Origin of the sequence: Methylobacterium gnaphalii, assembly GCF_007992215.1 — a bacterium.
GTDB lineage: Bacteria > Pseudomonadota > Alphaproteobacteria > Rhizobiales > Beijerinckiaceae > Methylobacterium > Methylobacterium gnaphalii.
In genome coordinates this window covers 110,632-132,746 of record NZ_BJZV01000002.1, presented here as the reverse complement: position 1 = coordinate 132,746, position 22,115 = coordinate 110,632, and the positions used below count along the sequence as shown (strand labels likewise).

The following is a 22,115-nucleotide window of genomic DNA, read 5'->3' as shown; positions in this document are numbered from 1 at the left end:
TCGCGAAAGCGAGGACCCGGAATGGCGGGTTGGGGGACATCACTTCACAGGCACGATGCCTGTCCGGTCGAGCTTCGCCAGCGCTTCGCTCACCGTCTCCCCGCCGATGACGAGATCGGGTGCGATCTCGGCGAGCGGCACCAGGACGAAGGCTCGCTCCCTCACGAAGCGGTGCGGCAGAATAAGGCGCTCATCGCTGACCTCCGCGCCCTCGTAGGAGAGCACATCGATATCGATCAGGCGCGGCCCCCAGCGGCGCTCGCGCACGCGCCCGAGTGCGGCCTCAATCGCGAGCCCGGCTTCGAGCAGGTCATGCGGTGAAAGCGCTGTCTCGACCCCGATAGCCGCATTGAGGAACCAGTCCTGATCCGTGTCGCCCCAGGGCGGCGTGCGGTAATCGTGAGAGCGGGCAACGACCGAAATCCCTGGCGTTTCGTCGAGCCGTTTCACCGCCTCGGCAAGCATCGCGGCCTTGTCGCCGACATTGCTGCCGAGTCCGAGATAAGCGCGGGTCATCGGGCTTCTCCGGCGCGGTAGCGAGTGATCTCGACACTGACGCCGTCGATGACAGCGGCCACGGGCGCGCTCGGCTTATCGACCCGGATGCTCACGCGCTCGATCACTGCGAAACGCGCCAGGATCTCGCTCGCGATGGCTTCGGCCAGAGCCTCGATCAGGGCGAAACGCCTGTTGGAGGCGATAGCGACGGCGATCTCCGTGAGATCGGCGTAGCTGACCGTTTGCATGACGTCGTCCGACGCCCCGGCCTGCGAGAGATCGAGGCTGCAATCGAGCGAGACGTAGAAGCGCTGCCCGAGCCGCGCCTCCTCGGGCAGCACGCCGTGATAGGCGAAAACCGCGATACGGTGGACGAGAATGCGATCAGACATGAACCGTCCCCGGCCGCAGCACGGCATCGACCACGCGCAGCGCGTCGACATGCGGCCTCACGTCGTGGACGCGCAGGATGTCGGCCCCGAGCGTTCCGGCCAGAACATGCGCGGCGATCGAGCCATAGAGGCGGTCGCTCGGCGCGGTCTCCTTGTCGTGCAGGCGGCCGAGCAGGGATTTTCGCGAGACGCCGACGAGGATCGGGAAGCCGAGCGCCTTGATCTCCGGTAGCCGCCGCAGGGCTTCGAGATGTTGCTCCCAGGATTTGCCGAAACCGATCCCGGGATCGAGCACGATATCCTCGTCGGGAATACCGGCGCGTCGAGCGATCGAAAGCGACCGGTCGAAGAAGGCCAGCATGTCGGCGACGATGTCGATGCCGGGATCGATCGTCTCGCGGTTGTGCATGGCGATGACCGGCGCGCCGTGCTCGGCCGCAACTCGGGCGATATCGGGATCGCGCTGCAAACCCCAGACGTCGTTGACGATGGCAGCTCCGGCGTTCAGCGCAGCGGCGGCGGTCGAGGCTTTGTAGGTATCGATGGAGATCGGGACCGAGAGATGCCCCGCCAGAGCAGCGATTACCGGGACAACGCGGGCCTGCTCGTCCTCGGCCGAGACCGGGACATGACCAGGACGGGTCGATTCACCACCGATATCGACGAGCGCCGCCCCTTCGCCTGCAAGGGCTTCGGCCTGCGCCCGCGCAGCGTCCGGCTTCTCAAACCGTCCACCGTCCGAGAACGAGTCCGGGGTAACGTTGAGAATGCCCATGACGAGGCATCGGCGACCAAGATCGGGCAGCAGGTCGCGAAGGCTTCGACGCTGGGCGGACGGGGCAGGGGACACGACGGCTCCGGCTGAAGGATCAGAACCGGTCATGTGCCCGTCCTGCACAGTCCCGGCAATGGCTGTACCGAGCCGTCGCGACGATGAACGTCAGGCGCCGCCGCGATAGCAGCGGATCTCGGCCTCGGCCTGGGCGCGGCGCAGGTCGGCGACCTTGTCGTCGTAGGCCTTGGTGGACTTGAACGCCATCTGGCGCTGGCCGCCTTGACCCTGGCGCATCGAGAGGATGGTGCTGGCCGACACGTACTTGTCGTAGGGTAGGATCGCAGCGAGCTGATCCACCGAGCAGGAGCACTTCTCCATCGATTCGCGGGTCTGTCCGTTGGCGGCCATGCAGCCGAACACGTAGTCCACCCGCGCATCCGTCGGGTAGTCGTTCTCGAGCCCCTCGGATGCAGCCGGCCCCGCAAACGCGGCGAGGCAGAAGATGAGCGCGCCGCTCTTAGCCAGCGTTCTGATCATAGCTCAGCCTTTCCTCGAGCAATTCGCCCCCATCCGGCTTCTTGGCCTGCGCCTCGATCGAGACGATCTCGCCAGGAACATCAGGGGAGGTGACGAAGGTGTAGGTGATGCCGTCGAAGCCGCGCATCTTCGCGGTCTCGGGGTCGCCCTCGAACGGCTTGGTCACGACGCGCCAGCCGTCGACCTGCTTGCCCTTGAAATCGACCTTGGTCGCAGTGACCGTCGCCTTGTTGCGCAGGCCGATCCGGATCGCGTTCTTGATGTAGCGTGGGTTCGCCTCCAGCAGGGCCGCGAGACCCTTCATATGGTTCTCGAGGAAGAGAGGCAGGACCGGGTTGCCCGCCATATCATCGAACGGGCCGGCAGGCGCGCGATTGGCGCCGGAGAACATCTGCACCTGAATGTCGCGGGCATCGGCGTTCTTGCCAGACTCAATCTTGAGCTTGATCTCATCTTCCATCGGCGGCCCGTAGGGGCCCCGTGTGATGCCGCTGCGCCGCAGGTAAACGTAGCGGAGCGTGGTACCCGGCTGCGTATTCTTCATCTGCGGCTGCTCGAACAGCACGTCAGCGGCGTCGGGCGTCCCGTTGGTCGCGGCCGGCACGGGAGCAGGTTTGTCATCAGGGGCAGCCCCCGCAAGCGAGGGCAGCGTAGCCAGCATCAGGGCAGCGGCGAAGGCGATCGGTTTCAAAGAGGTGCCTTTTCCTTCAGGGGGGATTGCACATTACTCCCGATCGTCCGGTAGATGTAGTCCGGCGGGTTCTCGGCGGCCTCTTCTGTGGCAAGATCTCGCATCTTTCCGTGGAGGGGCGAGAGCGAGCAGGCCGGATCGGTTGCGGCCGCGTCGCCCGCGAGGGCGAGAGCCTGGCAGCGGCAGCCACCCCAATCCTTCTCGCGGCGGTCACAGGAGCGGCAGGGCTCCTTCATCCAGGACGTGCCGCGATAGGCGTTGAAGGCCGGCGACTGCGTCCAGATCTCGCCGAGCGAATGCTCCGTGACGTACCAGAATTCCAGGCCGGGGATCGTCTCGGCGGCGTGGCAGGGCAGCACCTTGCCCTGCGGCGTGACGTTCATGAGCTTGCGGCCCCAGCCGCCGGCGCAGGCCTTTGGATATTTCGCGTAGTAGTCCGGCACGACGAGATCGATGACGAGTTCGCCCTTGAGCTGCTCGCGGGCGCGCTCGACCACGCGAATCGACTCGTCGACCTGGGCCTTGTTCGGCATCAGCGAGGCGCGGTTCACGTAGGCCCAACCGTAATACTGGGTATGGGCGACCTCGAGCCGCTTGGCGCCGAGCTTCACCGCGAGATCGATGAAGCCGGGTACCTCGTGGATGTTGCCGCGGTGAATTACCGAGTTGAGGGTCAGCGGCAGGCCGAGTTCGGTCACACGCGCGGCGAAGGTCATCTTCTGCGGCTGTGCGTTCTTGAGACCACCGATTTTCTCGGCATTGGCCGCGTCGACGCCCTGCACCGAGAGCTGAACGTGGTCGAGGCCGGCATCGTAGAGCGCGTCGAGCTTACCGAGCGCCCCGCCGACCCCGGACGTGATCAGGTTCGAGTAGAGGCCGAGCTCGGCACATTTGGCCGTGATCTCGACGATGTCCTGGCGCGCCGTAGGCTCGCCGCCGGAGAGATGGACATGGAGGACGCCGAGCTTCGCGGCCTCGGTCAACACCCGCAACCACGTCGCCGTATCGAGTTCGGCCGAGCGCCGGTCCAACTCCATCGGATTGGAGCAGTAAGGGCAGCGCAAGGGGCAGCGATGGGTCAGCTCTGCGAGCAGACCAACCGGCGCCGGAATGACCTCGGCGGGGACGGGGGTGGGTGTCGGTGCGTTCATCGCTCCAGGACCCTCTTCTGTGCGAGATCGGCGAGCATCACGCCGATATCGGCCTCGATGACGGAACGATCGGCGGCGTAGATGGCTGCAAGCTCGCCGGCGATGTCGCCGACCGAGCGCTGGCCGTCGACTAGCTTCAAGACGGCAACGGCGTTGTCATCGAGATCGAAGGTGCGCTCCGGCGCGAGCAGGACGTGCTTCCCGCGGACGTCGTCGAAGCGCAGACGGACGCCGCGCGGCAGACGGGGCACATCACCCGTGACGAAAGGGCCACGGGCCGCTCCGGTTGCCGCCGCAGTCTCCTCGACGAGGCCCTCGCCCGGCTGCCAAGCATCCGGCGGCACCATGCCGGGGGCGACATAAGCGAAGTACAGCGCGTCGAGCTGCGTCCAGAGCACGTTGCACTTGAAGGTGAGCGCCGCCATCGCCTGCCGCTGCAGCTCCGGCGTCGTGGCGTGCTGCTTGACGTAATCGAGAGCGAAATCGGCGTCGCGCGGCGCCTGGGTGAGGCGCTTGTCGAAATAGGCGAGCGTGTCCTTCGTGATGAAATCGTAGTTCTTGAGCATGCCCGAGACGCGCTCGGAGATGATCGTCGGCGAGAACATCTCGGTGAGCGAGGATGCGATCGCCTCAAGCAGCGACTTCTCTTTCACGAAGTGGACATAGGCCTCGACCGAGAACTTCGTCGCCGACAGGATGCCCCTGGTCGAAAGCACGTAATCGCGGCGGAATCCGACGCCCTCAGCGAGCTTCAGCCAGCGCTCGATGCCGCCATCGCCAGGAGCGTCGCCGTCATGGTCGACGATGCGCTGGCGCCAGATGCGGCGCAGCTCGGCATCGTGCATGCGGGCGAGGACGGCCGCGTCCTTCACCGGGATCATCGCCTGATAGTAGTAGCGGTTGAGCGCCCAGGCGCGAACCTGATCCTTGCTCAGCTTGCCGTCGTGCAGCAGGCGATGGAACGGATGGAGGTTGTGGTAGCGCCGCGCGCCGATGTCGCGAAGCGCCGCCTCCAGCTCGTCGGGGCTCAGGAGGCGCTGATCGTCGCCGGTAACGGGGGTCGGGAATGGGGCGGTCATGGCGTCGTCGCGGTCCGTCTCGTGCGTTTCCTGGAGCGTTTCTTAAATGAGCCTCTGGCGATGCCGGGCCATCGATCAAAGCGACACAATTAGATCGTGTAAAATGTAGTGCTCAAGCGGGCGATTTCCAGGTCTTCCCATCGCGGTCCGTTATGCTTCAAGTTGATCTCAGGTTACTGAGCCAGCATGCATAACAATACGCGAACTCAGTACCTCCGCCCTGAGAAAGCTCTTAGAGCTCCAGGCTCAAACCGTCATGCGCCACCGTCCAGCCGCGCTCCTCGACGCTCGCTCGCTCGGGTGAGCCCTCGACCAGCACCGGGTTGGTGTTGTTGATATGTACGAAGACCCGGCGTCCGATCTCGACTTCTGCGAGGGAAGCGATCGAGCCGGTTTCGCCGTTCATCTGGATATGGCCCATACGCCAGCCGGTCTTGGTGCCGACCCCAGCGCGGATCATGTCGTCGTCTTCGAGCACCGTGCCATCGAAGAGCAGAGCGTCGACCCCCGCGATGCGCTGCTTCAAGCCATCGGTGACGCGGGCGCAGCCCGGGATGTAGGCGAGGCGCTTGCCGTCCGCCTCGATCATGGCGCCGACCGTTGTCTCGGTCTCGGCACCGATCTCCATGCTGGCATCTTCCAGCCAGAGCGGCACCTTGCCGGGCACGGAGAACAGCGTGACGTTCAGACCCAGCACCGGCTCGAAGGTTTTGTCGACTGCGATTGGCTGGCGCGTGACGACGTTGGTAGCCATCACGTCAAACACGCGGTTGTCGCCGACGGAGCCGAGGATGTCGGCTGTACCGTAGAGCGTGAAGGCTTGGCCCTCGCGCAAGGTCAGCAGACCGGCCACGTGGTCGACGTCGCCATTGGTGAGCAGCACCGAATGGATCGGCGAGTGCCGCAATCCCTCGCGCGGAAACATCGCGCGGTTGGCCTGGATCTGCTGGCGGATATCCGGTGAGGCATTCACGAGGAGCCAACGCTCTCCATCCGGAGAGACCGCGATGCTCGACTGCGTGCGGGGCTTTACGCGGGGATCACCGTCCCACGCGAGAGAACAAATGGAGCAACGGCAGTTCCACTGGGGGACGCCGCCACCGGCAGCCGAGCCGAGGATTACGACATGCATGGCAAAACCCGCTGCCTCTAATCCCCGGCCGGCGCTACACCTTAGTTGAAGGTGTCGATCTCAGCCGACTCGTAGCTCGTGACTTCCATGCCGACGCAGATCTCGGAAACGACGGGGGCGGCCCACTTCATGGCATCTCTCCAATTTTTCTAGAACGTCAGCAGCATCTGCAAAGCTCTCTAAGAGAATGCTAAGACACTGACGGCGCTAAGATTTCTTGCGCGAGAGCTATATCGCCAATTCCACCCGGAGCCGCAAGAGCCAAATTGCCGGATTTACCCAGATTCAGGGATCTGGCCGCCGGAATCTCAGTGGCGGAAGTCTTGTCCGCGCAGGTCCAGCATGAAGCCCTTGCCTCGCACCGTGGTAATTACCGGGCCGCCGAAACGGACGAAATCCGAGAGTTTGCTGCGCAGGTAACCCACGTAGACATCGACGACATTCAGCGAGAGGCCGCCTTGGGTTGCCCAGAGCTTGTCGAAGATGTCGCCACGCGAGATCGGTTTGTTCACCTGGTCCATTAGCAGCGCCAGCAGCTCTGCCTCGCGGGGGGTGAGGCGCGCCGACGCATCCCCGAAGCTCACCTGTCGGACGGTAAGATCGAGCACGAGCCGTCCTGCCGTCACGATGGTGCGCGGTGAATCGGCTTCCTTGCGGCGCAAGAGGTGGGTCTGCAGGCGAGCGAGCAGTTCGTCGAAGACGAACGGCTTGACGATGTAGTCATCGGCGCCGAGCGCCAGCCCTTCGGCCCGGTCGCGGATCTCGTCGCGGGCGCTCAGGAACAGGATTGCGCCGGGATAGCCACCCTCGCGCAGGGACCGGCAGACGTCATGGCCTGAGCCGTCGGGGAGGGTGATGTCGAGAACCACGGCCTCGGGTGCATTTTCTCGCGCGGCAACGAGCGCATCGTCGACCCGCTCCGCAACGCCGACGGAAAATCCCTCGGCTTCGAGACCGCGCGCAAGCATGCCGCGGATGTCGCTGTCGTCCTCAACGATCAGAACGCGTGTCATGCGGCGCCAGTCCTTACCCGTTCGCGATCGGCCCTTGGCTCTGCCGCCGTTTCTTCGGCGATCGGAAGGTCGATCGTCACCCGCGCACCTCGGCCGTCCTCGCCGGAACCCAGGCTGATCGAGCCATCATGACGCTCGATCACCCAGCGCGCTAGAGCCAAGCCTATGCCGAAGCCCGGTACGCCGGCATGAGCGTCACGGCGGAACCGCTCGAATAACCCGTCACCCTGCTCGGGAAACCCCGGACCATCGTCGGTCACGGTCAGCCTCGCGCGGACGCCGCCGGCCACCCGCACCTCGTCGAGGGCGATGACGATCCGGGTCAGCCCGGTCGCATGACGCAGGGCGTTGTCGGTAAGGCTTTCCACGACTTGGCGAAGCCATTCCGGGTCGGCCCGCAGTTCCATGTCGCGCTCGCCCGGTTCCAGGGTCAAGGCGACCCGGCGTTTCGCAGCCTCGGATGCGGTTCCCTCCACCGCCGCGGTCAGTACGGCGAGCGCGCTGACGGGCCGCCGGTCGAGCTCGATCTGGCCGGATTCGGATCGGGCGACCCGCAGCAAGTCCTCGACCCGCCGCTTGAGCCCCTGCGCCCGCTTGCGGATCGTCGCGAAGACCGGTCCGTAATCGACGCTCTTGTTCTGCGTGCGAGTCGCGAGATCGCACTCGCCGAGAATGACCGTCAGCGGGGTGCGCAGCTCGTGGCTGACGTCGGCGAAGAAGCGACGCCGCGAGCGGTCGACCATCTCAAGTCGCTCGTTGGCCGCGCGGAGATCTGCCGTGCGCGCCTCGATCGTGTCTTCGAGGGCGGCACGATCCGCCGCGACATGCCGCTCGCGCCGGCCGAGCCGGGCGGCCATGCGGTTGAAGTTTGCTACCAACAGACCGAGTTCGTCCCGGGTCGCCACCGAGAGCCGCGTATCGAGGGCACCGCTACCAACAGCGCCGGCCGCCTTGCGAACGGCCTCGATACGCGCAAGCGTCGGTCGCGTCACACTCCGGTAGAGGACCCCTACAAGGCTGAACGCGATGGCGAGGCCGAGGAGCGACAGAATTCGCATACGTTGCGAGATGGCACGGGCCTCCTCCGAGCCGGCCGTCATCGCGCGCCTTTCCGCCTCGATCAGCAGCGAGAGCGGTTGCCCGGTCATGGCGCCGAAGCCGTTCAGGGTGCCCTGAATCATGCTCTTGCGCTTGTCCGGATCGAGCTCACGCTGGATCAGCGAGACTTGCCGGTCGAGGATCACGCGCGCTGCGCGGAGCTTCGCCAGTGGTCGGGTCCGGGCCACGTACCGGAACTGCTCGGCCTGATCCGCCGTCGCGGCGATGCTGCCGCCGATTGCCGCCTCAACCTTGTTGAGGGCTTTGTCCACCGCATCGCGGGTGACAGACAGCGCTTCGGGCGGCGTATCTGGATTACCGAGGGTCTCGACAGCGGCGAGCCCATATTGCGTCAGCCGCCCCGAAACTTCCGCGAGCAATTCGAGGCGATGCTGGGCCGCGAGCACGCGATCAATCGTGCGCTCGGACAGGGTCGTCGACCAGAACACCCCCGCTGCCGCGAACACCACGAGCAGGGCGGTGCCGATCAACAGTAGCGCGAACCGAACCTTGAGCGAGCGCATCGTCCCCTGTCCCATCGGCCCACAGCCGTGAGTGGGACAGTGTCACTGCCGTGAGACGAGGCCAAGCGGCGATCGCGATGCCGTTCCCGCCCACCGCCTCCTCCTGGCTCACCGTCCGCGGCATTCCAGACGGTCGGGAAGAGAGCGCGTGTCCGTTACAGATCGTTCTGCAGTTTTGCCTTCGTCGCGCAGCGCCACGACCTGATGGTGAGGTCGGGATGCTCGCCGGCCCATTGCGCCAGCGTTGCCTGCGAATTGCGCAGGCAGATCGCCGGATTAGGATTGCCGAAGGACAGGTTGATGCGCTCCTCGTGGCACTTCGACGGCTCAGCGAGGAGGCAAACGGATAACAGCAGGAACATCGTTGCAGGCCTCGCGTCCTGATCACGGGCCCGCACGGCCCGAAGCCTGCAACTTGGGACAATCCGGAAAGCTGACAAGAGATATTGTGCAGGTCGGACCGGGCAACTTTACCCGACCGGCGTGAACAGCTCGCCCTTGCCGATGGTGGCGAGATCGCCGGAGTAGCGGCGCATCGGCCCGTTCAGCAGCTCGAGGTTCTTGTACCCGAGGGGGCCGAGCGACCGAGCGAGCAGACGCAGGAAGACGAGGTCTGGCGTACCGGTCTCGGCGAAGGTCGGGAGCAGGGCACCATGGCTGCCCGCGACGATGGTGCCGCGGCGCATGCCATAGCCCGGCTCGTCGCCGACGGCTCCGGCTACAATCGTGCCGGCGATCATGCGCTGGCCCGCGCGGGCACCGGCCTTCTGGACGAGGATGATGCCGCGGCGCATGCGGTCGCCGAGGCCGTCGCCCGCGCTGCCGTTGATGATCAGGGTCGCGCCGTCGAGACCAGCCTTGGCGGCGTAAACCGCGCCGCCGGCATGGTCGCCGGCATTGCCCTCGATGGTGATGGTGCCGCCGGTGGCGCCAGTGGCAGCGAAGGGGCCGGCCGATCCGGTCACCGTCAGATGACCGCCGGCCATACCTTCCCCGAGACGCTGGCCGACATCGCCCTCGACGCGCATCGTGCCCTCGGACAGGGCCGCACCAACACGATCGAGGCGCGACGAACCACCCTCGATCACGAGGCTGTCGGACCCGTCGAGCTTGATCGCGAAGACATCGCCGAGCGTGAGCCCGCGGCGGCTGGTGCCAACCGGGAGCTTGGCGGCATCCCCGTGCGAGAGGCTGCTCAGCGCCAACGGCGTGATGTTCAGCAGGTCGATGCGCTCGGGCGGCTCGGAGCGCAGGGTGAGGATGCTCATGCGATCGGCGCCTCTCCGAGCAGGTCCTTGAGGTGGTAGTGGTGGCGTCCGAGGTTGCCGCCGTAATTGCCGGCCGTCACCGCGATCAGGCCATGGGCCTCGCCGGCCTGCGTAGCGGCGTGCAGCCCCCGGCGCATGGACTCGGCCACTGCCTTCGAGGTGAGGGCGTCGATGACGATCTCGAGCACTACGCCGCATTCGGGCGGCAGTTCTGAGCCTGCGCGGCCCTTCAGCGTCGGGCAATAGGCATCATTGGTGGAGGCCATCATGCCCTTGGTGCGACCGCCGACCTTCGAGCCGGAGCGGACGATGCCGCCGGGGAAAGGCAGGATCGCACCAGGCACAGACTTTGCCGCCTCCACCGCGATCTCCGCGACCTTCAGCGTCTCGGAATGTACCCGGCCCAGGAAGAGCAGGTTGCCGCCGCCGACCGCGCCATCGACCGACCGGACCGAATCTTCACAGAGGAATTCGCCGTCCATCACCGGAACGCGCCAGTAGCGGCGCAGCTTGCCCTGTGCGTCGGGCAGGCGCTTGGCCACGGCGAAACCGTCGCCGAAATAACGGATCGCGCCACCGAGTTTGATCTTGGTGGGGCCTTCGACACCGGCGTAGCAGGCGGTGCCGGGGCAGGTGAGGATGCACTGGCCGACACGTTTGAGGAGTTGATCCTTCAGCCCGTTCGGCTCGAAGCCGAACAGCAGGATGCGCACGCCCGGGCGACCGTCCGGCGTTTCTTCCGGTGAGAGTTCGGCATCGATGCCGGCCTCGGCGCCGCAGCCGATCACCGAGGTCGCGAAGCCTGTCATCACCGTCGCCGCGATCATCGCCCATTTGGGCGTGTCGTTGGTAACGATGATCGCCGTGCCGGCGACGTCGAAGGCCTCGGCGAAAGTGTCGACGACCCGGATGCCGTTGAGGGTAAAGTCAGCCATCTCAGTCGCCCGCCCCGGTTCGGTCACGCATCACGCCCGGCATGCGACGTCCTCGAAGTTCTCGGTCTCGGGGAAGGCCGCGTCGGGCACCGCGAAGCTGTCGAGCCCCTGGCCGAAGCGATCCTGCAGGTACGCCTCGCTGCGCCGGACGATCGCGGCATCCGCCTCGACGTCGAGCTCCAGCGTGCGGCCGAAGCGCCAGGTCGTGATCTCGCCATCCTCGACGATGGTCTCGCCGTCCTTGAGAACCAGCTTGGCACGCGAAAACATCGCAGTGCGGTCCGGGCTGTCACGATACACTGCGACGTCCGCCTTGGCGCCGACGCGCAGGTGGCCGCGATCGGTCAGGCCGAGCAGTTTTGCGGGTCCCGAGCGGGTGAGCTGGGCGATCTCGCTGAGGCTGTATTCTCGCTCGATCGTCGGCAGGCTCGACCGCTCGCCGACGACAGCCGGCAGTGTCGCGATCTCCTTCTCGCGCTCCTCACGGCTCATCAGCAGATGGATGATGCGCGGATACTCGGTGAAGACGCCGCCATTCGGGTGATCGGTGGTCAGGATGGTGCGCTCGGGATCCTTCGACAGGAGCATCAGTTCCAGGCCGATCGCCCATTGCAACGACGAGACGCCGCCGCGCGGCTTGTAGAGGAACGGGACCACGCCGCCGCCCTCGGCATCGCCCGCGGTGAGCACCCACTTCTTCGGATTCGCGCCTTTGCGGCCAGCAAATTGGCGCAGGATGTCGAGCGAGATCGTCACTGTCTGGCCGAACACCACTTGGCCGACGTCGAAGGTCGCGTTCGGGTGCGCCTCCATCGCCTCGGTGATGCGCTCGGCCGCGGAACGGAAGCCGCCGGTGAGCGGGTTCTCCTTGTCGACTGCGCCGTAGGCATAGAACTGCGCATGGGCGAAGTGGATGCGACGGCCCTCGGCCGCATCCAGCGTTGCGACGAAGGAATCATCCGCGCCCGGCAGGCCGAGATTGTTGCAGTGGACGTGCAGCGGGTGCGGCACGCCGATTTCCTCGACCGCGTCGAGCAGTGCCGTCATGATCTTGCGGGTCGAGAGCCCGTAGACCGGGATCTCGTCGTCGAGGCTGAGCTTCAGCACGCCGTCCTTGAAGGCCGAGGCGCCGCCGGCATTGATGCACTTCACGCCAAGTCCGCGGGCATGGGACAGCGTGTGGGCGACGAGGTCGCGGACAGCGTTCTTGCCCTCGCCATCGCGAAGGATCTGCAGCAGGTGATCATCGTTGCCGAGCACGGCAAGCGCACCGCGGTCGAGCAGGGGGATGTCGGCGAGTTCGAGATGCGTGGCGAGCGCGTTTGAGGGCGGCAGGGCCGGCTCGACGGCGGTGGTGTAGCCCATCTTGGCGTAGTTCGCGCCGACCCAGGACCCCGAGCCGCCAGCATGGGCGAAGGGGTGGCCATTCGGCGCCGATTCGCTGACGTAGAGATCGGGCAGCAGCAGGCGGCTCATCACCACGTTGCCGCCGGCGATATGCGAGTGAACCTCGACGCCACCCGCCATGACCACGCAGCCCGTGGCATCGACGGTGCGATCGGGAGTGCGCTCGGAGGGGGCGACGATCCGGCCGTTCTCGATCCAGACGTCGCCGACGGCATCGCGCCCGTCGGTCGGATCGACGACCCGTCCGCCCTGGATGCGGATCAGCATGAGGCGCCCTTCTGTTCGATCTTCTTCGCGATATCCGCGATCACGTCCGCGGCCGTGTCGGCGGTGGCCTGGCCGCTCGCTGGGACGTAGCCGATCACGCCGCGGCGCTCGTTCCAGACCGACCCGCCGATGGAAGAGCCAGGCACGCCGACCGTGATCACGATCTCGGCCGTTTCGGGTCGCGCATCGGCACTGCCCTCGCCGACGATGGCGACGGTCGGCAGGCTGCCGAGCCAGTTCGGGCGAGGCGAGGGGAGGGAGGAGAGCCAGAGCGCAGCATCCACCTCGCCCGCGGCGACCTGACGATCGCTGTCGAAGCACCAGGGATCATGCTCGGGCAGGTGGCGGCCGAAGCCGACGCGCGGTGCCTGTCCCGTGGTCCAGGCCGAGAGCTGCGTCACGGCGCGGCCCTGGAACGGGTCAGCCAGCGGCAATGCAAAGAACCGGGTGGTCTCGGCAAGATCCTTGAGCAGGCCAAGCAGCATCTCGGTGCCGGCATCACCGATCTCGCCGGCATCGAAGAGCACGACGCCGAACTTCGCGGCCGCGAGGCGCTTGGCGAGGTCGCCGAAAGCGTCTTCACCGGCGAGGTTACCGCGCACGAACGCCCGCAGGTGGCCGATGGCGACGTCGAGGCTTGCATTACCGACGCCGTAGGCGACGTGGCGGCTCGCGCCATTAGCCGGTCCGCCCAGCGAGAGCACCGATCGCTCCTCGCCGGCTGCACGCCCGCGCACGGGCTTGGACTTGGCGATCTCGGCGACGAGATCGCCATCCCAGGGGCGGTTGCCGATGACGAGGACGGTGTCGGCACGGCCGAGCGTTTCAGGTGCCGTCGTCGTCAGCGCGCCACCTGTGGCGATCGTGCCGAGCTCGGCGTAGAGACCATCTCCCGCCACCGGGTCGAGCGAGGCGCCGATGCGGTCAGCGAGACGGTAGGCGGCGCGGATCGCGGCGAGCTCGGCGCTCAAGCCTGCGAAGACCGGCGTGTGTGCGGTTGCGAGCAAGGTTGCAGCGGCATCTACCGCCGCGTCCTTATCGGCCGCGTTTCCTTTGACCCAGGCTGCCATCGTCCTCCCCGTCCGAACCTTGAGCCGCGACCACCTTGGACCGGGGCTGGCCGCCCGTCCCCGGCGGGGAGAAGAGCGTTCCGAAACGATTGCTTCTGCACGAGGCAGGCGAAGCGGGTTTTGCATCCGCGGCCCTCGCCCGGCAAGCCCTGCCGGGGAGATTTCGCAAGCATGGTCCGTGGGATCGGCACGAGGCGAGGGCTTGACAAGAATGGACTTTTCAGAGGCTTGAAGCCCTTGAGGAGATAGGCCCACAGGGCCGATCTTGATCGACGATGCCGGTTGTTCCCGAAGGCTCCTCGTGGGAAAAGCCGCCGTGTTCGACCCGCGCGAGAGGCGTGGGCAGCTCGGAATTGGAGAGGATCGTCGTGGCCGGATCCGCGGACAGGATGGGCGCAACCACGACGGGTTCCGTGAGGCCGGCCCAGGCTCCCGCCGTTCGGGTGCGCGCTCCGGCCCGGCTGCATTTCGGCTTCCTCGACATGCATGGCGGCCTCGGCCGGCGCTTCGGCAGCATCGGGCTCGCCATCGACACCCCCGCGATACAGATCAGGGCGAGCGCCGCGCCGCACGCCTCGGCCATGGGGCCGGAGGCCGAGCGCATCCGCACCTACCTGTTCGCCGCCGCCGCCCATCTCGGCGTCTCGGACGCCGTGGCCATCGAGGTCGAGGAGGCCATCCCGGCCCATGCCGGCTTCGGCTCGGGCACACAGCTCGCTCTCGCGGTCGCGGCGGCCCTCGCACGGCTCAACGGCATGACGGTGGACGTCTTCGACTTCGCCGATGTGCTCGAACGCGGCAATCGTTCCGGCGTCGGCCTCGCGGCCTTCACCGAGGGGGGCCTGATTGTCGATGGCGGACGCGACGGCACCGGCGCACCGCCGCCGGTGATTGCACGCCTCCCCTGGCCTGAGCCCTGGCGGGTGGTGCTGATCCTCGACGAGGGCGTTACCGGCGTGCACGGCGACCACGAGACGGAAGCGTTTCGTGATCTGCCCCCGTTCGAGGAGGCACGCGCGGCTGAGATCTGCCGCATCACGCTGATGCAGGTGTTGCCCGCTGCCGCCACCGCCGACATCGATACCTTCGGCAGGGGCATCACCGCGATCCAAGACCGAATCGGCGATTATTTCGCGCCTCATCAGGGCGGCCGCTACGCCAGCGCCGCCGTGGCCGAGGTGCTGCAGGCCGTGGCGGCACAGGGCATATCGGGCTACGGCCAGAGCTCTTGGGGGCCGACCGGCTTCGCCCTCATGCCCTCGGAGCAGGATGCGCAAGCGCTGGTCGCATCCCTCAAGCAGCCCGGTCGCCTGCGCTTCGTCATCGCGAAGGGCCGCAACAGCGGCGCATCGGTTTCGGATATCTAGAGTTTTTCTTTCACGCCGTTCAAGAAACCTGCGCTTGACCGGCGCCAGCCCCATCGGCTTTGCACGGCACGTCTTTGCCGACGACCGACGTGCCTGGGACAAGAGGACACCGCATCATGGCCCGTTCGATCCTGCACATGCTGACGCCGCTCAAGTACATGAGCCCGTTCGACGTCAACATGGCGGTAGACGCCGGCTTCGAGACGATCGTCACCTATGCCGAGGTCAGCCTCGCCGACGTGGTCTCGCTGACCCAGGATTCGATCTTCTCCCGCGCGCCACAGGACGGCGTGCGCACCGGCATCTTCATCGGCGGCAAGAACGCCGAGGACGCCCTCGACATGGTCGACCGGGCCAAGAAGGCCTTCGTGCCGCCCTTCGCCAACCACATCTTCGCCGATCCGGCCGGCTCCTTCACCACGGGCGCGGCCATGGTGGCCGAGGTATCGCGCGCGCTGAAGTCCAAGTTCGGCACCGATCTCAAGGGCAAGCGCATCGTGATCTTCGGGGGCGCCGGCGTCGTCGCCTATGTCGCCGCGGTGATCGGTGCGCTCGAAGGCGCCAAGACCGTGCTCGTCGGTCATGACGGCGAAGAGCGCGTCTCGAAGATCGCCTTCACGATGAAATGGCGCTTTGGCATCGAAGTCGGCGCTGTCGACGGCACTACGCCAGAGGACCGACGCAAGGCCATCGCCGATGCCGACGTGATCCTCTCCGCCGGCCCCGCCGGCATCCCGATCCTCTCGGCCGAAGATCTGAAATCCGCGCCAGGGCTTCTCGTCGCCTCCGACGTCAACGCGGTGCCCCCGGCCGGCATCGCCGGCATCGACGTCAACGCAAAGGATGTGGCGCTTCCCACTGGCAAGGGCGTCGGCATCGGCGCTCTGGCCGTGGGCAACGTCAAATATCAGACGCAGTGCCAGCTCTTCCGGCGCATGCTGGAAGCGAAGGAGCCGCTCTGCCTCGACTTCCGGGATGCCTATAAGCTCGCCGTCGAGGTGGCGGGCTGAGACGTTCGAGTCCCATGCGCGATGCGGTTCTGATCGCCGCCCAGTCCGGGCGGGCGCTGGCCCAGGCGGCCCGGCGCGCCGGGCTGCGGCCCTATGTGCTCGACCTGTTCGGTGACGAGGACACGCTGGAGCTCGCCGCGGCCCATCGCACGCTGCCCGGACGTTTCGGCATGGCTCGGCGCGGAGCCGAGCCGGTCCTGGCTGGGCTCGCAGCACTGACCGAGATGGCCGGTGATCGCGTGCTCGGCGTGCTCCTCGGCAGCGGCTTCGAGGATGCGCCCGAGCTGATGGCTCGTATCGCCGCGCGCCATCGGCTCATCGGCGCCGGCCCCGGCACGGTGGCCGCGCTCAAGGACCCGCTCCTGTTCGCGGCCCTCTGCCAGCGTCTTTCGATCCCGCATCCCCGCGTCACCACCGAGCCGGTCGCGAACCGCCGAGGCTGGCTACTGAAGAGGAGCGGCGGCTCCGGCGGCAGCCATATCCGGGCAGCGACAGCAGGCTGCGCGCCGCCTGACCATTATTTCCAGCAGCGCGTCGCGGGCCGCGCCTTCGCGCTAAATTTTCTGGCGGATGGGCGCGGAATCGCCACGCTCGCGCTGACCGAGCAATGGAGCCGTCCGAGCGCGGTCCGTCGATACCGCTATGCCGGCGCCGTCGCCCCCGGAAGCGGCGAGCCGCCTCCGCTGGCCGACGAACTGCTCAACGAAGTCATTTCCGCGGTGGCACGGCTCGCCGAGGCAACGGCACTGCGCGGGCTCGCGAGCGCCGACCTGCTGCTGGATGGCGCGCGCTGGTGGCTGCTCGAGATCAACCCGCGTCCCGGCGCCACGCTCGACCTGCTCGATCGGCGGCGGACACCGCTACTGGCCCAGCACATCGAGGCGAGCCTCGGCAGCCTGCCGTCGCTCGACCCATCACCTGTTGATGCGGCCGGTTCGGAAATCTGTTACGCGCCGCAGCGTTACGCCTCCGTGCCGCCGCTCGATTGGCCCGATTTCACGCGCGATCGTCCGCGTGCGGGCTCGCTGGTGGCGCGGGACGCGCCGTTCTGCACGGTCACGGCCGGCGGCCCAGATTCCAGGGCCGTCCAACAATCATTGCGGGACAGGGCCGGCGCCATCGCCGCTCTGCTCGATGGGAGAGAGGACACCCATGGCTACCGACATCACGCCGCCGAGCATCAACGCGCTGGCCGCGCCGCTGGTCGACCGTCTGGTCACTGACGCCGGGGCGCTGCGCCTCGCCGTCTCGCAGGAGAACGGCGCGCGCACGGTCGATGCGGGCTCGCAGGCGCGCGGCTCGATCGAGGCCGGGCGCCGCATCGCGGAGATCTGCCTCGGCGGCCTCGGCACGGTGACCATTGCGCCGACCGGACCGATCGCCTCCTGGCCCTACTCGGTCGTCGTCCACTCGGCCGATCCCGTGCTGGCCTGCCTCGGCAGCCAGTATGCCGGCTGGAGCCTCGCCGACGAGACCGGCGATTCCGGCTTCTTCGCGCTGGGCTCCGGTCCCGGCCGTGCCATCGCCGTGGTCGAGGAGCTCTACCAGGAGCTCGGCTACCGCGACTCCGCCACCAGCACCGCGCTCGTCCTCGAATCGGGCAGCGCCCCGCCGGCATCGGTCGTCCAGAAGGTTGCCGAGGCCACGGGGCTGCGGCCCGAGCAGCTCACCTTCATCTATGCTCCGACCCAGAGTCTCGCCGGCGCGACGCAGGTCGTAGCCCGCGTGCTCGAGGTCGCGCTCCACAAGGCGCACACGGTTGGGTTCGATCTGCACGCCATCGTCGACGGCATCGGCTCGGCGCCGCTCTCGCCGCAGCACCCCGATTTCGTGAAGGCCATGGGCCGCACCAACGACGCCATCATCTATGGCGGCCGCGTGCAGCTCTTCGTGGATGCGGACGATGCCGATGCCCGGCAGCTCGCCGAGCAGCTTCCCTCGACGACGTCGAGCGACCATGGCGCGCCCTTCGCCGAGATCTTCTCCCGCGTGAACGGGGATTTCTATAAGATCGACGGCGCCCTGTTCTCGCCAGCCGAGGCGATTGTCACCTCGATCCGCACCGGCAGCACGTTCCGGGGCGGCCGGCTGGAGCCGACGCTCGTCGACGCATCGTTCGCGTAAGCCATCAAAAAGCACATGCGGATCGGGCTCGCCGCCGATAACGGCAATTGGCACAAGGCGCGGCTGCGCAGCGCCCTCGAATCTTTCGGGATCGAGCCGGTGCTGTTCTCGCTCGCCGACGTTGCGATTGTCACTGGCAGCGGCGAGCCGCTGCGCGTGCCGGGCTTCGAGGACGGCCTGCCCGACGGCGTGCTGCTCAGGACCATCGCGGGCGGCACCTTCGAGGCGACGACGATGCGGCTCGGCGTGCTGCACGCCCTGGTCTCCGCGGGCGTCACCGTCTGGAACTCGCCGAGCGCGATCGAGCGCTCGGTCGACAAGGCGGCGACCAGCCTCGCCGTTGCCCGCGCTGGCCTGCCGACGCCCGACACCTTCGTCTTCTCGAAGCGCGAGGCGGCGGCCGAGCTGATAGCCCGCGAGGCTCGGCCCGGCCGACCAATCGTGCTGAAGCCGCTGTTCGGCTCGCAGGGCGAGGGGCTGATGCTGATCGAGCGCCCTGAGGAATTACCGCCGGAAGAAGCGGTCAACCGCGTCTACTATCTGCAGCGCTACGTACCGCGCCGCGACGGGCTCTGGCGCGACTACCGGGTCTTCGTCTGCGAGGGGCGCGCCATCGCCGGCATGATCCGCGAGGGCGACGGCTGGATCACCAACGTCCATCGCGGGGGCCGGCCTTTCTCCTGGGACGTGCCGGCCCGGGCCGCAGAGCTGGCAGAGGCCGCGGCGGCCTCGATCGGCGTCGATTATACCGGCGTCGACCTCGTCGAGGACGGGGAGGGCGGGTTCCTGGTGCTCGAAGTCAACTCGATGCCGGCCTGGTCGGGCCTGCAGCAGGTGACCGAGGTCGACATCGCGGCGAGCGTCGTGCGTGGATTTCTCGGTGCGGTGCGGACGGCACGGCCGCCGCGACTGGTGGTGGCGCAGGCTTGAGCGGCGCCGCCCTCTCGTCGGCGATGGTCGCTGATCTCTATCGTGCCGCCTGCCTCGCCGAGCTCGATGCCCTCAAGGTCGGCAATGTCCACGCCTACGCCCCCGGCCATCGGATGGAGGTGGCAGACTTCCTCACCAGCGCCGAGGTCTCCGCGCCGCATCTGGCTCGAGCCGGCGCACGGATCGGTGAGAGGGTTCACGGCGGCGTCGAGGCGACGATGTCGGCGGTCGGACAGAATACGAATCTCGGTATCTTGTTGCTCTGCGCTCCGCTCGCGTTAGCGGCCGAGGAGGAAGGCTCGCTGGGGGTCAATCTCGGGCTAGCGCTCGACACCCTCGATGAGAGCGACGGCGCGCAAGTTTTTGCTGCAATCCGGCGCGCCAATCCCGGCGGCCTCGGCCAAGCCGAGCGTCACGATGTCACCACGGATGGTCCGGCCGTGACGCTCGGCTCCGCCATGGCGGAAGCCGCAGCCCGGGACCGCATCGCCCGCGCCTACGTCACCGGCTTCGAGGACGTCTTCGAGATCGGACTGCCTGCCCTCACAGCGGCACGACGGCAGGGCTTGACCGCACCGTGGACGACGACGGCCGTCCATCTCGCGTTTCTGACGAGCGTCCCTGACAGCCACATCGCCCGCAAATACGGGGCCGACAAGGCGGAACGGGTCCGGCAGGAGGCCGCGGCGGCGCTCGGCCGGATCGACCTGCGAACCGAGCCGGTCGCGGCGCTGCTCGCCCATGACCGGCTGCTGAAGGACGCGGGGCTCAACCCGGGAACCAGCGCCGATTTTACGGTCGGAACCCTCTTCGCCGACGCGATCCTGAGGGCGCGCGGTTAGATCATGCTGCGTTTTCGACCGCACCGGTCAAAACCGCAGAAAACATAATCAATCCAAAGAGTGAGAGCAGGATCGCAATGAAAAACCGTTCCACGTTTCGCAGTCTGGTCGGGGCCCGCCGACCGAGCCGTGGTCCGAAAGCGGACTCTTGCAGAGGCCTCATCGCGGGGACCCGAAAAATTACCCATCTCAGGGCCTTGCCCGGGTTGTTCCGGCAAATGGCCCGCTGTAGGGTCCGCGCCGCTGTCCGGGCTAACCGGCTCGGCTCCTCATCGAGCACCGACAACAAGGATGGCTTTGGCCGCATCTTCTAGGAGAGGGCGGCCTTTCTCCGAGGAAATCCAGGGAGAATCCCGAATGGCAACGATCAACAAAGTTCAGGTCGGCGAAGCACTCGTCGGCGACGGCAACGAAGTCGCTCACATCGACCTCATCATCGGACCCCGCGGTTCGCCGGCCGAGACGGCTTTCTGCAACGGCCTCGTGAACAACAAGCACGGCTTCACCAGCCTGCTCGCGGTCATCGCGCCGAACCTGCCGTGCAAGCCCAACACCCTGATGTTCAACAAGGTCACCATCAACGACGCCCGTCAGGCCGTCCAGATGTTTGGCCCTGCCCAGCACGGTGTCGCTAAGGCCGTCCAGGACGCGGTTGCCGAAGGCATCATCCCGGCGTCTGAGGCCGACGACCTGTTCATCCTGGTCGGCGTGTTCATCCACTGGGAAGCGGCCGACGACGCCAAGATCCAGAAGTACAACTACGAGGCCACCAAGCTGTCGATTCAGCGCGCCGTGAACGGCGAGCCGAAGGCTGCGACCGTGACCGAGCAGCGTAACTCCGCGCAGCACCCCTTCGCAGCCAACGCTTAGATTGGGGACAGTCCTGGGCAGAGCGAGCCTCCGCCCGCACCGCGGGGCCTGCTCCAGCGACTGGCCTCCATCTTCCTTGGACGCTGATGCAGATCGGGACGGCGAAAGCCGTCCCTTTCTTTTTGGGCTCAGAGGCTTGAGCGCCGATATGGTGACGGGGAAAAAGCGGAATGCGTGACGAGGGCGCCAAGCGGATCCTGGTAACGGGGGGCGCCGGCTTCCTCGGATCGCATCTCTGCGAGCGCCTGCTCGCTGAGGGGCACGACGTGCTCTGCGTCGACAACTTCTTCACCGGAACACGGCGCAATGTCGTCCATTTGCTGGGCGACCCGCATTTCGAGCTGTTGCGCCACGACGTGACCTTCCCGCTCTACGTGGAGGTCGACGAGATCTACAATCTCGCCTGCCCGGCCTCGCCGGTGCACTACCAGCACGACCCGGTTCAAACCACGAAGACCAGCGTCATCGGCGCGATCAACATGCTCGGCCTCGCCAAGCGGCTCAGAGCGAGAATCCTGCAGGCCTCGACCTCAGAGGTCTATGGCGATCCGGAGATCCATCCGCAGACGGAAGGATACTGGGGCAACGTCAACCCGATCGGCTTCCGCTCCTGCTACGACGAAGGCAAGCGCTGCGCCGAGACGTTGTTCTTCGACTATCGCCGGCAACACCAGCTCGAGACGAAGGTCATACGGATCTTCAACACCTTCGGCCCTCGCATGCACCCCAACGATGGCCGCGTGGTCTCGAACCTGATCATGCAAGCGCTCCGGGCCGAGGACATCACTCTCTACGGCAATGGCGAGCAGACCCGATCGTTCTGCTACGTCGACGATCTGGTCGAAGGCATGGTCCGGATGATGGGAACCGGTCCGGACGTCACAGGTCCGATCAATATCGGCAATCCGGTCGAGAGCACGATCCGCGAGCTTGCCGACACGATCATCGATCTTACCGGCTCAGCGTCGAAGCTCGTCTACCATCCGCTCCCGCCGGATGATCCGCGCCAGCGGCGGCCGGATATCGGCATGGCGAGGAAGGTGCTCGGATGGGAGCCGCGGGTCGCCCTCCGCGAGGGGCTGATGCGGACGATCGCTTATTTCGAGAACGTGCTCGCTGGTCGTCCCTGAACTCG

24 protein-coding genes are annotated in these 22,115 nt (G+C 66.8%); 8 read left to right on the top strand and 16 right to left on the bottom strand.

The genetic code is table 11. The annotated features are described in order from the left end of the window. Positions 1-39: 39 nt before the first annotated feature. The 16 genes from folK to MGN01_RS02450 form a co-directional block, all read right to left on the bottom strand. Positions 40-516: a 2-amino-4-hydroxy-6-hydroxymethyldihydropteridine diphosphokinase gene (folK, locus tag MGN01_RS02525; RefSeq protein WP_147045009.1), complete on the bottom strand. Its 477-nt coding sequence runs from the start codon at positions 514-516 to the stop codon at positions 40-42. Then, positions 513-890: a dihydroneopterin aldolase gene (folB, locus tag MGN01_RS02520; protein WP_147045008.1), complete on the bottom strand. Its 378-nt coding sequence runs from the start codon at positions 888-890 to the stop codon at positions 513-515. Before folB ends, folK begins: the two co-directional genes overlap by 4 nt. Next, complete coding sequence (folP, locus tag MGN01_RS02515) at positions 883-1,665, bottom strand: dihydropteroate synthase (RefSeq protein WP_238258101.1); 783 nt, start codon at positions 1,663-1,665, stop codon at positions 883-885. The genes folB and folP overlap by 8 nt, the downstream gene beginning before the upstream one ends. A 165-nt stretch (positions 1,666-1,830) precedes the next feature. Next, entirely contained in the window at positions 1,831-2,202 is a 372-nt protein-coding gene (locus MGN01_RS02510) for a hypothetical protein (RefSeq protein WP_147045006.1), read from the bottom strand. Next, the gene (locus MGN01_RS02505; protein WP_147045263.1) at positions 2,183-2,863 is read right to left on the bottom strand and encodes a hypothetical protein; all 681 of its coding nucleotides are present in this window, start codon (positions 2,861-2,863) and stop codon (positions 2,183-2,185) included. Before MGN01_RS02505 ends, MGN01_RS02510 begins: the two co-directional genes overlap by 20 nt. Before the next feature lie 26 nt (positions 2,864-2,889). Continuing rightward, positions 2,890-4,044 carry a pyrroloquinoline quinone biosynthesis protein PqqE gene (gene pqqE, locus MGN01_RS02500; RefSeq protein ID WP_147045005.1) on the bottom strand — a complete coding sequence of 385 codons (1,155 nt, stop codon included), beginning with the start codon at positions 4,042-4,044 and terminating at the stop codon, positions 2,890-2,892. Then, entirely contained in the window at positions 4,041-5,123 is a 1,083-nt protein-coding gene (pqqC, locus tag MGN01_RS02495; RefSeq protein WP_147045004.1) for a pyrroloquinoline-quinone synthase PqqC, read from the bottom strand. The genes pqqE and pqqC overlap by 4 nt, the downstream gene beginning before the upstream one ends. Positions 5,124-5,355: 232 nt before the next feature. After that, positions 5,356-6,255 (bottom strand): pyrroloquinoline quinone biosynthesis protein PqqB, encoded by a 900-nt coding sequence (pqqB, locus tag MGN01_RS02490; protein ID WP_147045003.1) that lies wholly within the window; start codon positions 6,253-6,255, stop codon positions 5,356-5,358. A 41-nt stretch (positions 6,256-6,296) separates the two neighbouring features. Then, positions 6,297-6,386, bottom strand: coding sequence for a pyrroloquinoline quinone precursor peptide PqqA (gene pqqA / locus MGN01_RS02485; RefSeq protein ID WP_007564431.1), 90 nt, complete (start codon positions 6,384-6,386; stop codon positions 6,297-6,299). A 177-nt stretch (positions 6,387-6,563) separates the two neighbouring features. Next, complete coding sequence (locus MGN01_RS02480; RefSeq protein WP_147045002.1) at positions 6,564-7,268, bottom strand: response regulator transcription factor; 705 nt, start codon at positions 7,266-7,268, stop codon at positions 6,564-6,566. Next, positions 7,265-8,890: a sensor histidine kinase gene (locus MGN01_RS02475; RefSeq protein WP_147045001.1), complete on the bottom strand. Its 1,626-nt coding sequence runs from the start codon at positions 8,888-8,890 to the stop codon at positions 7,265-7,267. Before MGN01_RS02475 ends, MGN01_RS02480 begins: the two co-directional genes overlap by 4 nt. Positions 8,891-9,045: 155 nt before the next feature. Then, positions 9,046-9,252: a hypothetical protein gene (locus MGN01_RS02470; protein WP_147045000.1), complete on the bottom strand. Its 207-nt coding sequence runs from the start codon at positions 9,250-9,252 to the stop codon at positions 9,046-9,048. A 108-nt stretch (positions 9,253-9,360) separates the two neighbouring features. Then, positions 9,361-10,158, bottom strand: coding sequence for a formylmethanofuran dehydrogenase subunit C (locus MGN01_RS02465; RefSeq protein ID WP_147044999.1), 798 nt, complete (start codon positions 10,156-10,158; stop codon positions 9,361-9,363). Beyond that, positions 10,155-11,093, bottom strand: a complete 939-nt coding sequence (fhcD, locus tag MGN01_RS02460) for a formylmethanofuran--tetrahydromethanopterin N-formyltransferase (RefSeq protein WP_147044998.1) — start codon at positions 11,091-11,093, stop codon at positions 10,155-10,157. The genes MGN01_RS02465 and fhcD overlap by 4 nt, the downstream gene beginning before the upstream one ends. Before the next feature lie 30 nt (positions 11,094-11,123). Beyond that, a complete protein-coding gene (locus MGN01_RS02455) occupies positions 11,124-12,767 on the bottom strand; it encodes a formylmethanofuran dehydrogenase subunit A (RefSeq protein WP_147044997.1) in 1,644 nt (547 codons plus the stop codon). Further along, a complete protein-coding gene (locus tag MGN01_RS02450) occupies positions 12,761-13,837 on the bottom strand; it encodes a molybdopterin-binding domain-containing protein (RefSeq protein ID WP_147044996.1) in 1,077 nt (358 codons plus the stop codon). The genes MGN01_RS02455 and MGN01_RS02450 overlap by 7 nt, the downstream gene beginning before the upstream one ends. A 389-nt stretch (positions 13,838-14,226) precedes the next feature. Between MGN01_RS02450 and MGN01_RS02445 the strand changes: the two genes are divergently transcribed. The 8 genes from MGN01_RS02445 to MGN01_RS02410 all read left to right on the top strand — a co-directional run bounded on the left by MGN01_RS02445 (position 14,227) and on the right by MGN01_RS02410 (position 22,110). Next, positions 14,227-15,204, top strand: coding sequence for a beta-ribofuranosylaminobenzene 5'-phosphate synthase family protein (locus MGN01_RS02445; protein ID WP_238258099.1), 978 nt, complete (start codon positions 14,227-14,229; stop codon positions 15,202-15,204). Between the two features lie 116 nt (positions 15,205-15,320). Next, positions 15,321-16,214 (top strand): NADP-dependent methylenetetrahydromethanopterin/methylenetetrahydrofolate dehydrogenase, encoded by an 894-nt coding sequence (locus MGN01_RS02440; RefSeq protein ID WP_147044994.1) that lies wholly within the window; start codon positions 15,321-15,323, stop codon positions 16,212-16,214. Positions 16,215-16,228: 14 nt separating this feature from the next. Next, the gene (locus MGN01_RS02435) at positions 16,229-17,437 is read left to right on the top strand and encodes an ATP-grasp domain-containing protein (protein WP_147044993.1); all 1,209 of its coding nucleotides are present in this window, start codon (positions 16,229-16,231) and stop codon (positions 17,435-17,437) included. Further along, positions 17,367-18,338, top strand: coding sequence for a methenyltetrahydromethanopterin cyclohydrolase (mch, locus tag MGN01_RS02430; protein WP_147044992.1), 972 nt, complete (start codon positions 17,367-17,369; stop codon positions 18,336-18,338). Before MGN01_RS02435 ends, mch begins: the two co-directional genes overlap by 71 nt. A gap of 15 nt (positions 18,339-18,353) precedes the next feature. Then, complete coding sequence (locus tag MGN01_RS02425; protein ID WP_147044991.1) at positions 18,354-19,268, top strand: ATP-grasp domain-containing protein; 915 nt, start codon at positions 18,354-18,356, stop codon at positions 19,266-19,268. 23 nt (positions 19,269-19,291) lie between these two features. Continuing rightward, complete coding sequence (locus tag MGN01_RS02420; protein ID WP_147045262.1) at positions 19,292-20,110, top strand: triphosphoribosyl-dephospho-CoA synthase; 819 nt, start codon at positions 19,292-19,294, stop codon at positions 20,108-20,110. Positions 20,111-20,467: 357 nt separating this feature from the next. Continuing rightward, entirely contained in the window at positions 20,468-20,980 is a 513-nt protein-coding gene (gene fae, locus MGN01_RS02415) for a 5,6,7,8-tetrahydromethanopterin hydro-lyase (RefSeq protein WP_147044990.1), read from the top strand. A 170-nt stretch (positions 20,981-21,150) separates the two neighbouring features. Continuing rightward, positions 21,151-22,110 carry a UDP-glucuronic acid decarboxylase family protein gene (locus MGN01_RS02410; RefSeq protein WP_147044989.1) on the top strand — a complete coding sequence of 320 codons (960 nt, stop codon included), beginning with the start codon at positions 21,151-21,153 and terminating at the stop codon, positions 22,108-22,110. Positions 22,111-22,115 lie beyond the last annotated feature (5 nt).

What these genes read in the sequence shown, in the direction of transcription:
- folK (WP_147045009.1), bottom strand. Translation starts at nt 516, where the DNA reads ATGACCCGCGCTTATCTCGGACTCGGCAGCAATGTCGGCGACAAGGCC.
- folB (WP_147045008.1), bottom strand. Translation starts at nt 890, where the DNA reads ATGTCTGATCGCATTCTCGTCCACCGTATCGCGGTTTTCGCCTATCAC.
- folP (WP_238258101.1), bottom strand. Translation starts at nt 1,665, where the DNA reads ATGGGCATTCTCAACGTTACCCCGGACTCGTTCTCGGACGGTGGACGG.
- MGN01_RS02510 (WP_147045006.1), bottom strand. Translation starts at nt 2,202, where the DNA reads ATGATCAGAACGCTGGCTAAGAGCGGCGCGCTCATCTTCTGCCTCGCC.
- MGN01_RS02505 (WP_147045263.1), bottom strand. Translation starts at nt 2,863, where the DNA reads ATGCTGGCTACGCTGCCCTCGCTTGCGGGGGCTGCCCCTGATGACAAA.
- pqqE (WP_147045005.1), bottom strand. Translation starts at nt 4,044, where the DNA reads ATGAACGCACCGACACCCACCCCCGTCCCCGCCGAGGTCATTCCGGCG.
- pqqC (WP_147045004.1), bottom strand. Translation starts at nt 5,123, where the DNA reads ATGACCGCCCCATTCCCGACCCCCGTTACCGGCGACGATCAGCGCCTC.
- pqqB (WP_147045003.1), bottom strand. Translation starts at nt 6,255, where the DNA reads ATGCATGTCGTAATCCTCGGCTCGGCTGCCGGTGGCGGCGTCCCCCAG.
- pqqA (WP_007564431.1), bottom strand. Translation starts at nt 6,386, where the DNA reads ATGAAGTGGGCCGCCCCCGTCGTTTCCGAGATCTGCGTCGGCATGGAA.
- MGN01_RS02480 (WP_147045002.1), bottom strand. Translation starts at nt 7,268, where the DNA reads ATGACACGCGTTCTGATCGTTGAGGACGACAGCGACATCCGCGGCATG.
- MGN01_RS02475 (WP_147045001.1), bottom strand. Translation starts at nt 8,890, where the DNA reads ATGCGCTCGCTCAAGGTTCGGTTCGCGCTACTGTTGATCGGCACCGCC.
- MGN01_RS02470 (WP_147045000.1), bottom strand. Translation starts at nt 9,252, where the DNA reads ATGTTCCTGCTGTTATCCGTTTGCCTCCTCGCTGAGCCGTCGAAGTGC.
- MGN01_RS02465 (WP_147044999.1), bottom strand. Translation starts at nt 10,158, where the DNA reads ATGAGCATCCTCACCCTGCGCTCCGAGCCGCCCGAGCGCATCGACCTG.
- fhcD (WP_147044998.1), bottom strand. Translation starts at nt 11,093, where the DNA reads ATGGCTGACTTTACCCTCAACGGCATCCGGGTCGTCGACACTTTCGCC.
- MGN01_RS02455 (WP_147044997.1), bottom strand. Translation starts at nt 12,767, where the DNA reads ATGCTGATCCGCATCCAGGGCGGACGGGTCGTCGATCCGACCGACGGG.
- MGN01_RS02450 (WP_147044996.1), bottom strand. Translation starts at nt 13,837, where the DNA reads ATGGCAGCCTGGGTCAAAGGAAACGCGGCCGATAAGGACGCGGCGGTA.
- MGN01_RS02445 (WP_238258099.1), top strand. Translation starts at nt 14,227, where the DNA reads ATGGGCGCAACCACGACGGGTTCCGTGAGGCCGGCCCAGGCTCCCGCC.
- MGN01_RS02440 (WP_147044994.1), top strand. Translation starts at nt 15,321, where the DNA reads ATGGCCCGTTCGATCCTGCACATGCTGACGCCGCTCAAGTACATGAGC.
- MGN01_RS02435 (WP_147044993.1), top strand. Translation starts at nt 16,229, where the DNA reads ATGCGCGATGCGGTTCTGATCGCCGCCCAGTCCGGGCGGGCGCTGGCC.
- mch (WP_147044992.1), top strand. Translation starts at nt 17,367, where the DNA reads ATGGCTACCGACATCACGCCGCCGAGCATCAACGCGCTGGCCGCGCCG.
- MGN01_RS02425 (WP_147044991.1), top strand. Translation starts at nt 18,354, where the DNA reads ATGCGGATCGGGCTCGCCGCCGATAACGGCAATTGGCACAAGGCGCGG.
- MGN01_RS02420 (WP_147045262.1), top strand. Translation starts at nt 19,292, where the DNA reads ATGGTCGCTGATCTCTATCGTGCCGCCTGCCTCGCCGAGCTCGATGCC.
- fae (WP_147044990.1), top strand. Translation starts at nt 20,468, where the DNA reads ATGGCAACGATCAACAAAGTTCAGGTCGGCGAAGCACTCGTCGGCGAC.
- MGN01_RS02410 (WP_147044989.1), top strand. Translation starts at nt 21,151, where the DNA reads ATGCGTGACGAGGGCGCCAAGCGGATCCTGGTAACGGGGGGCGCCGGC.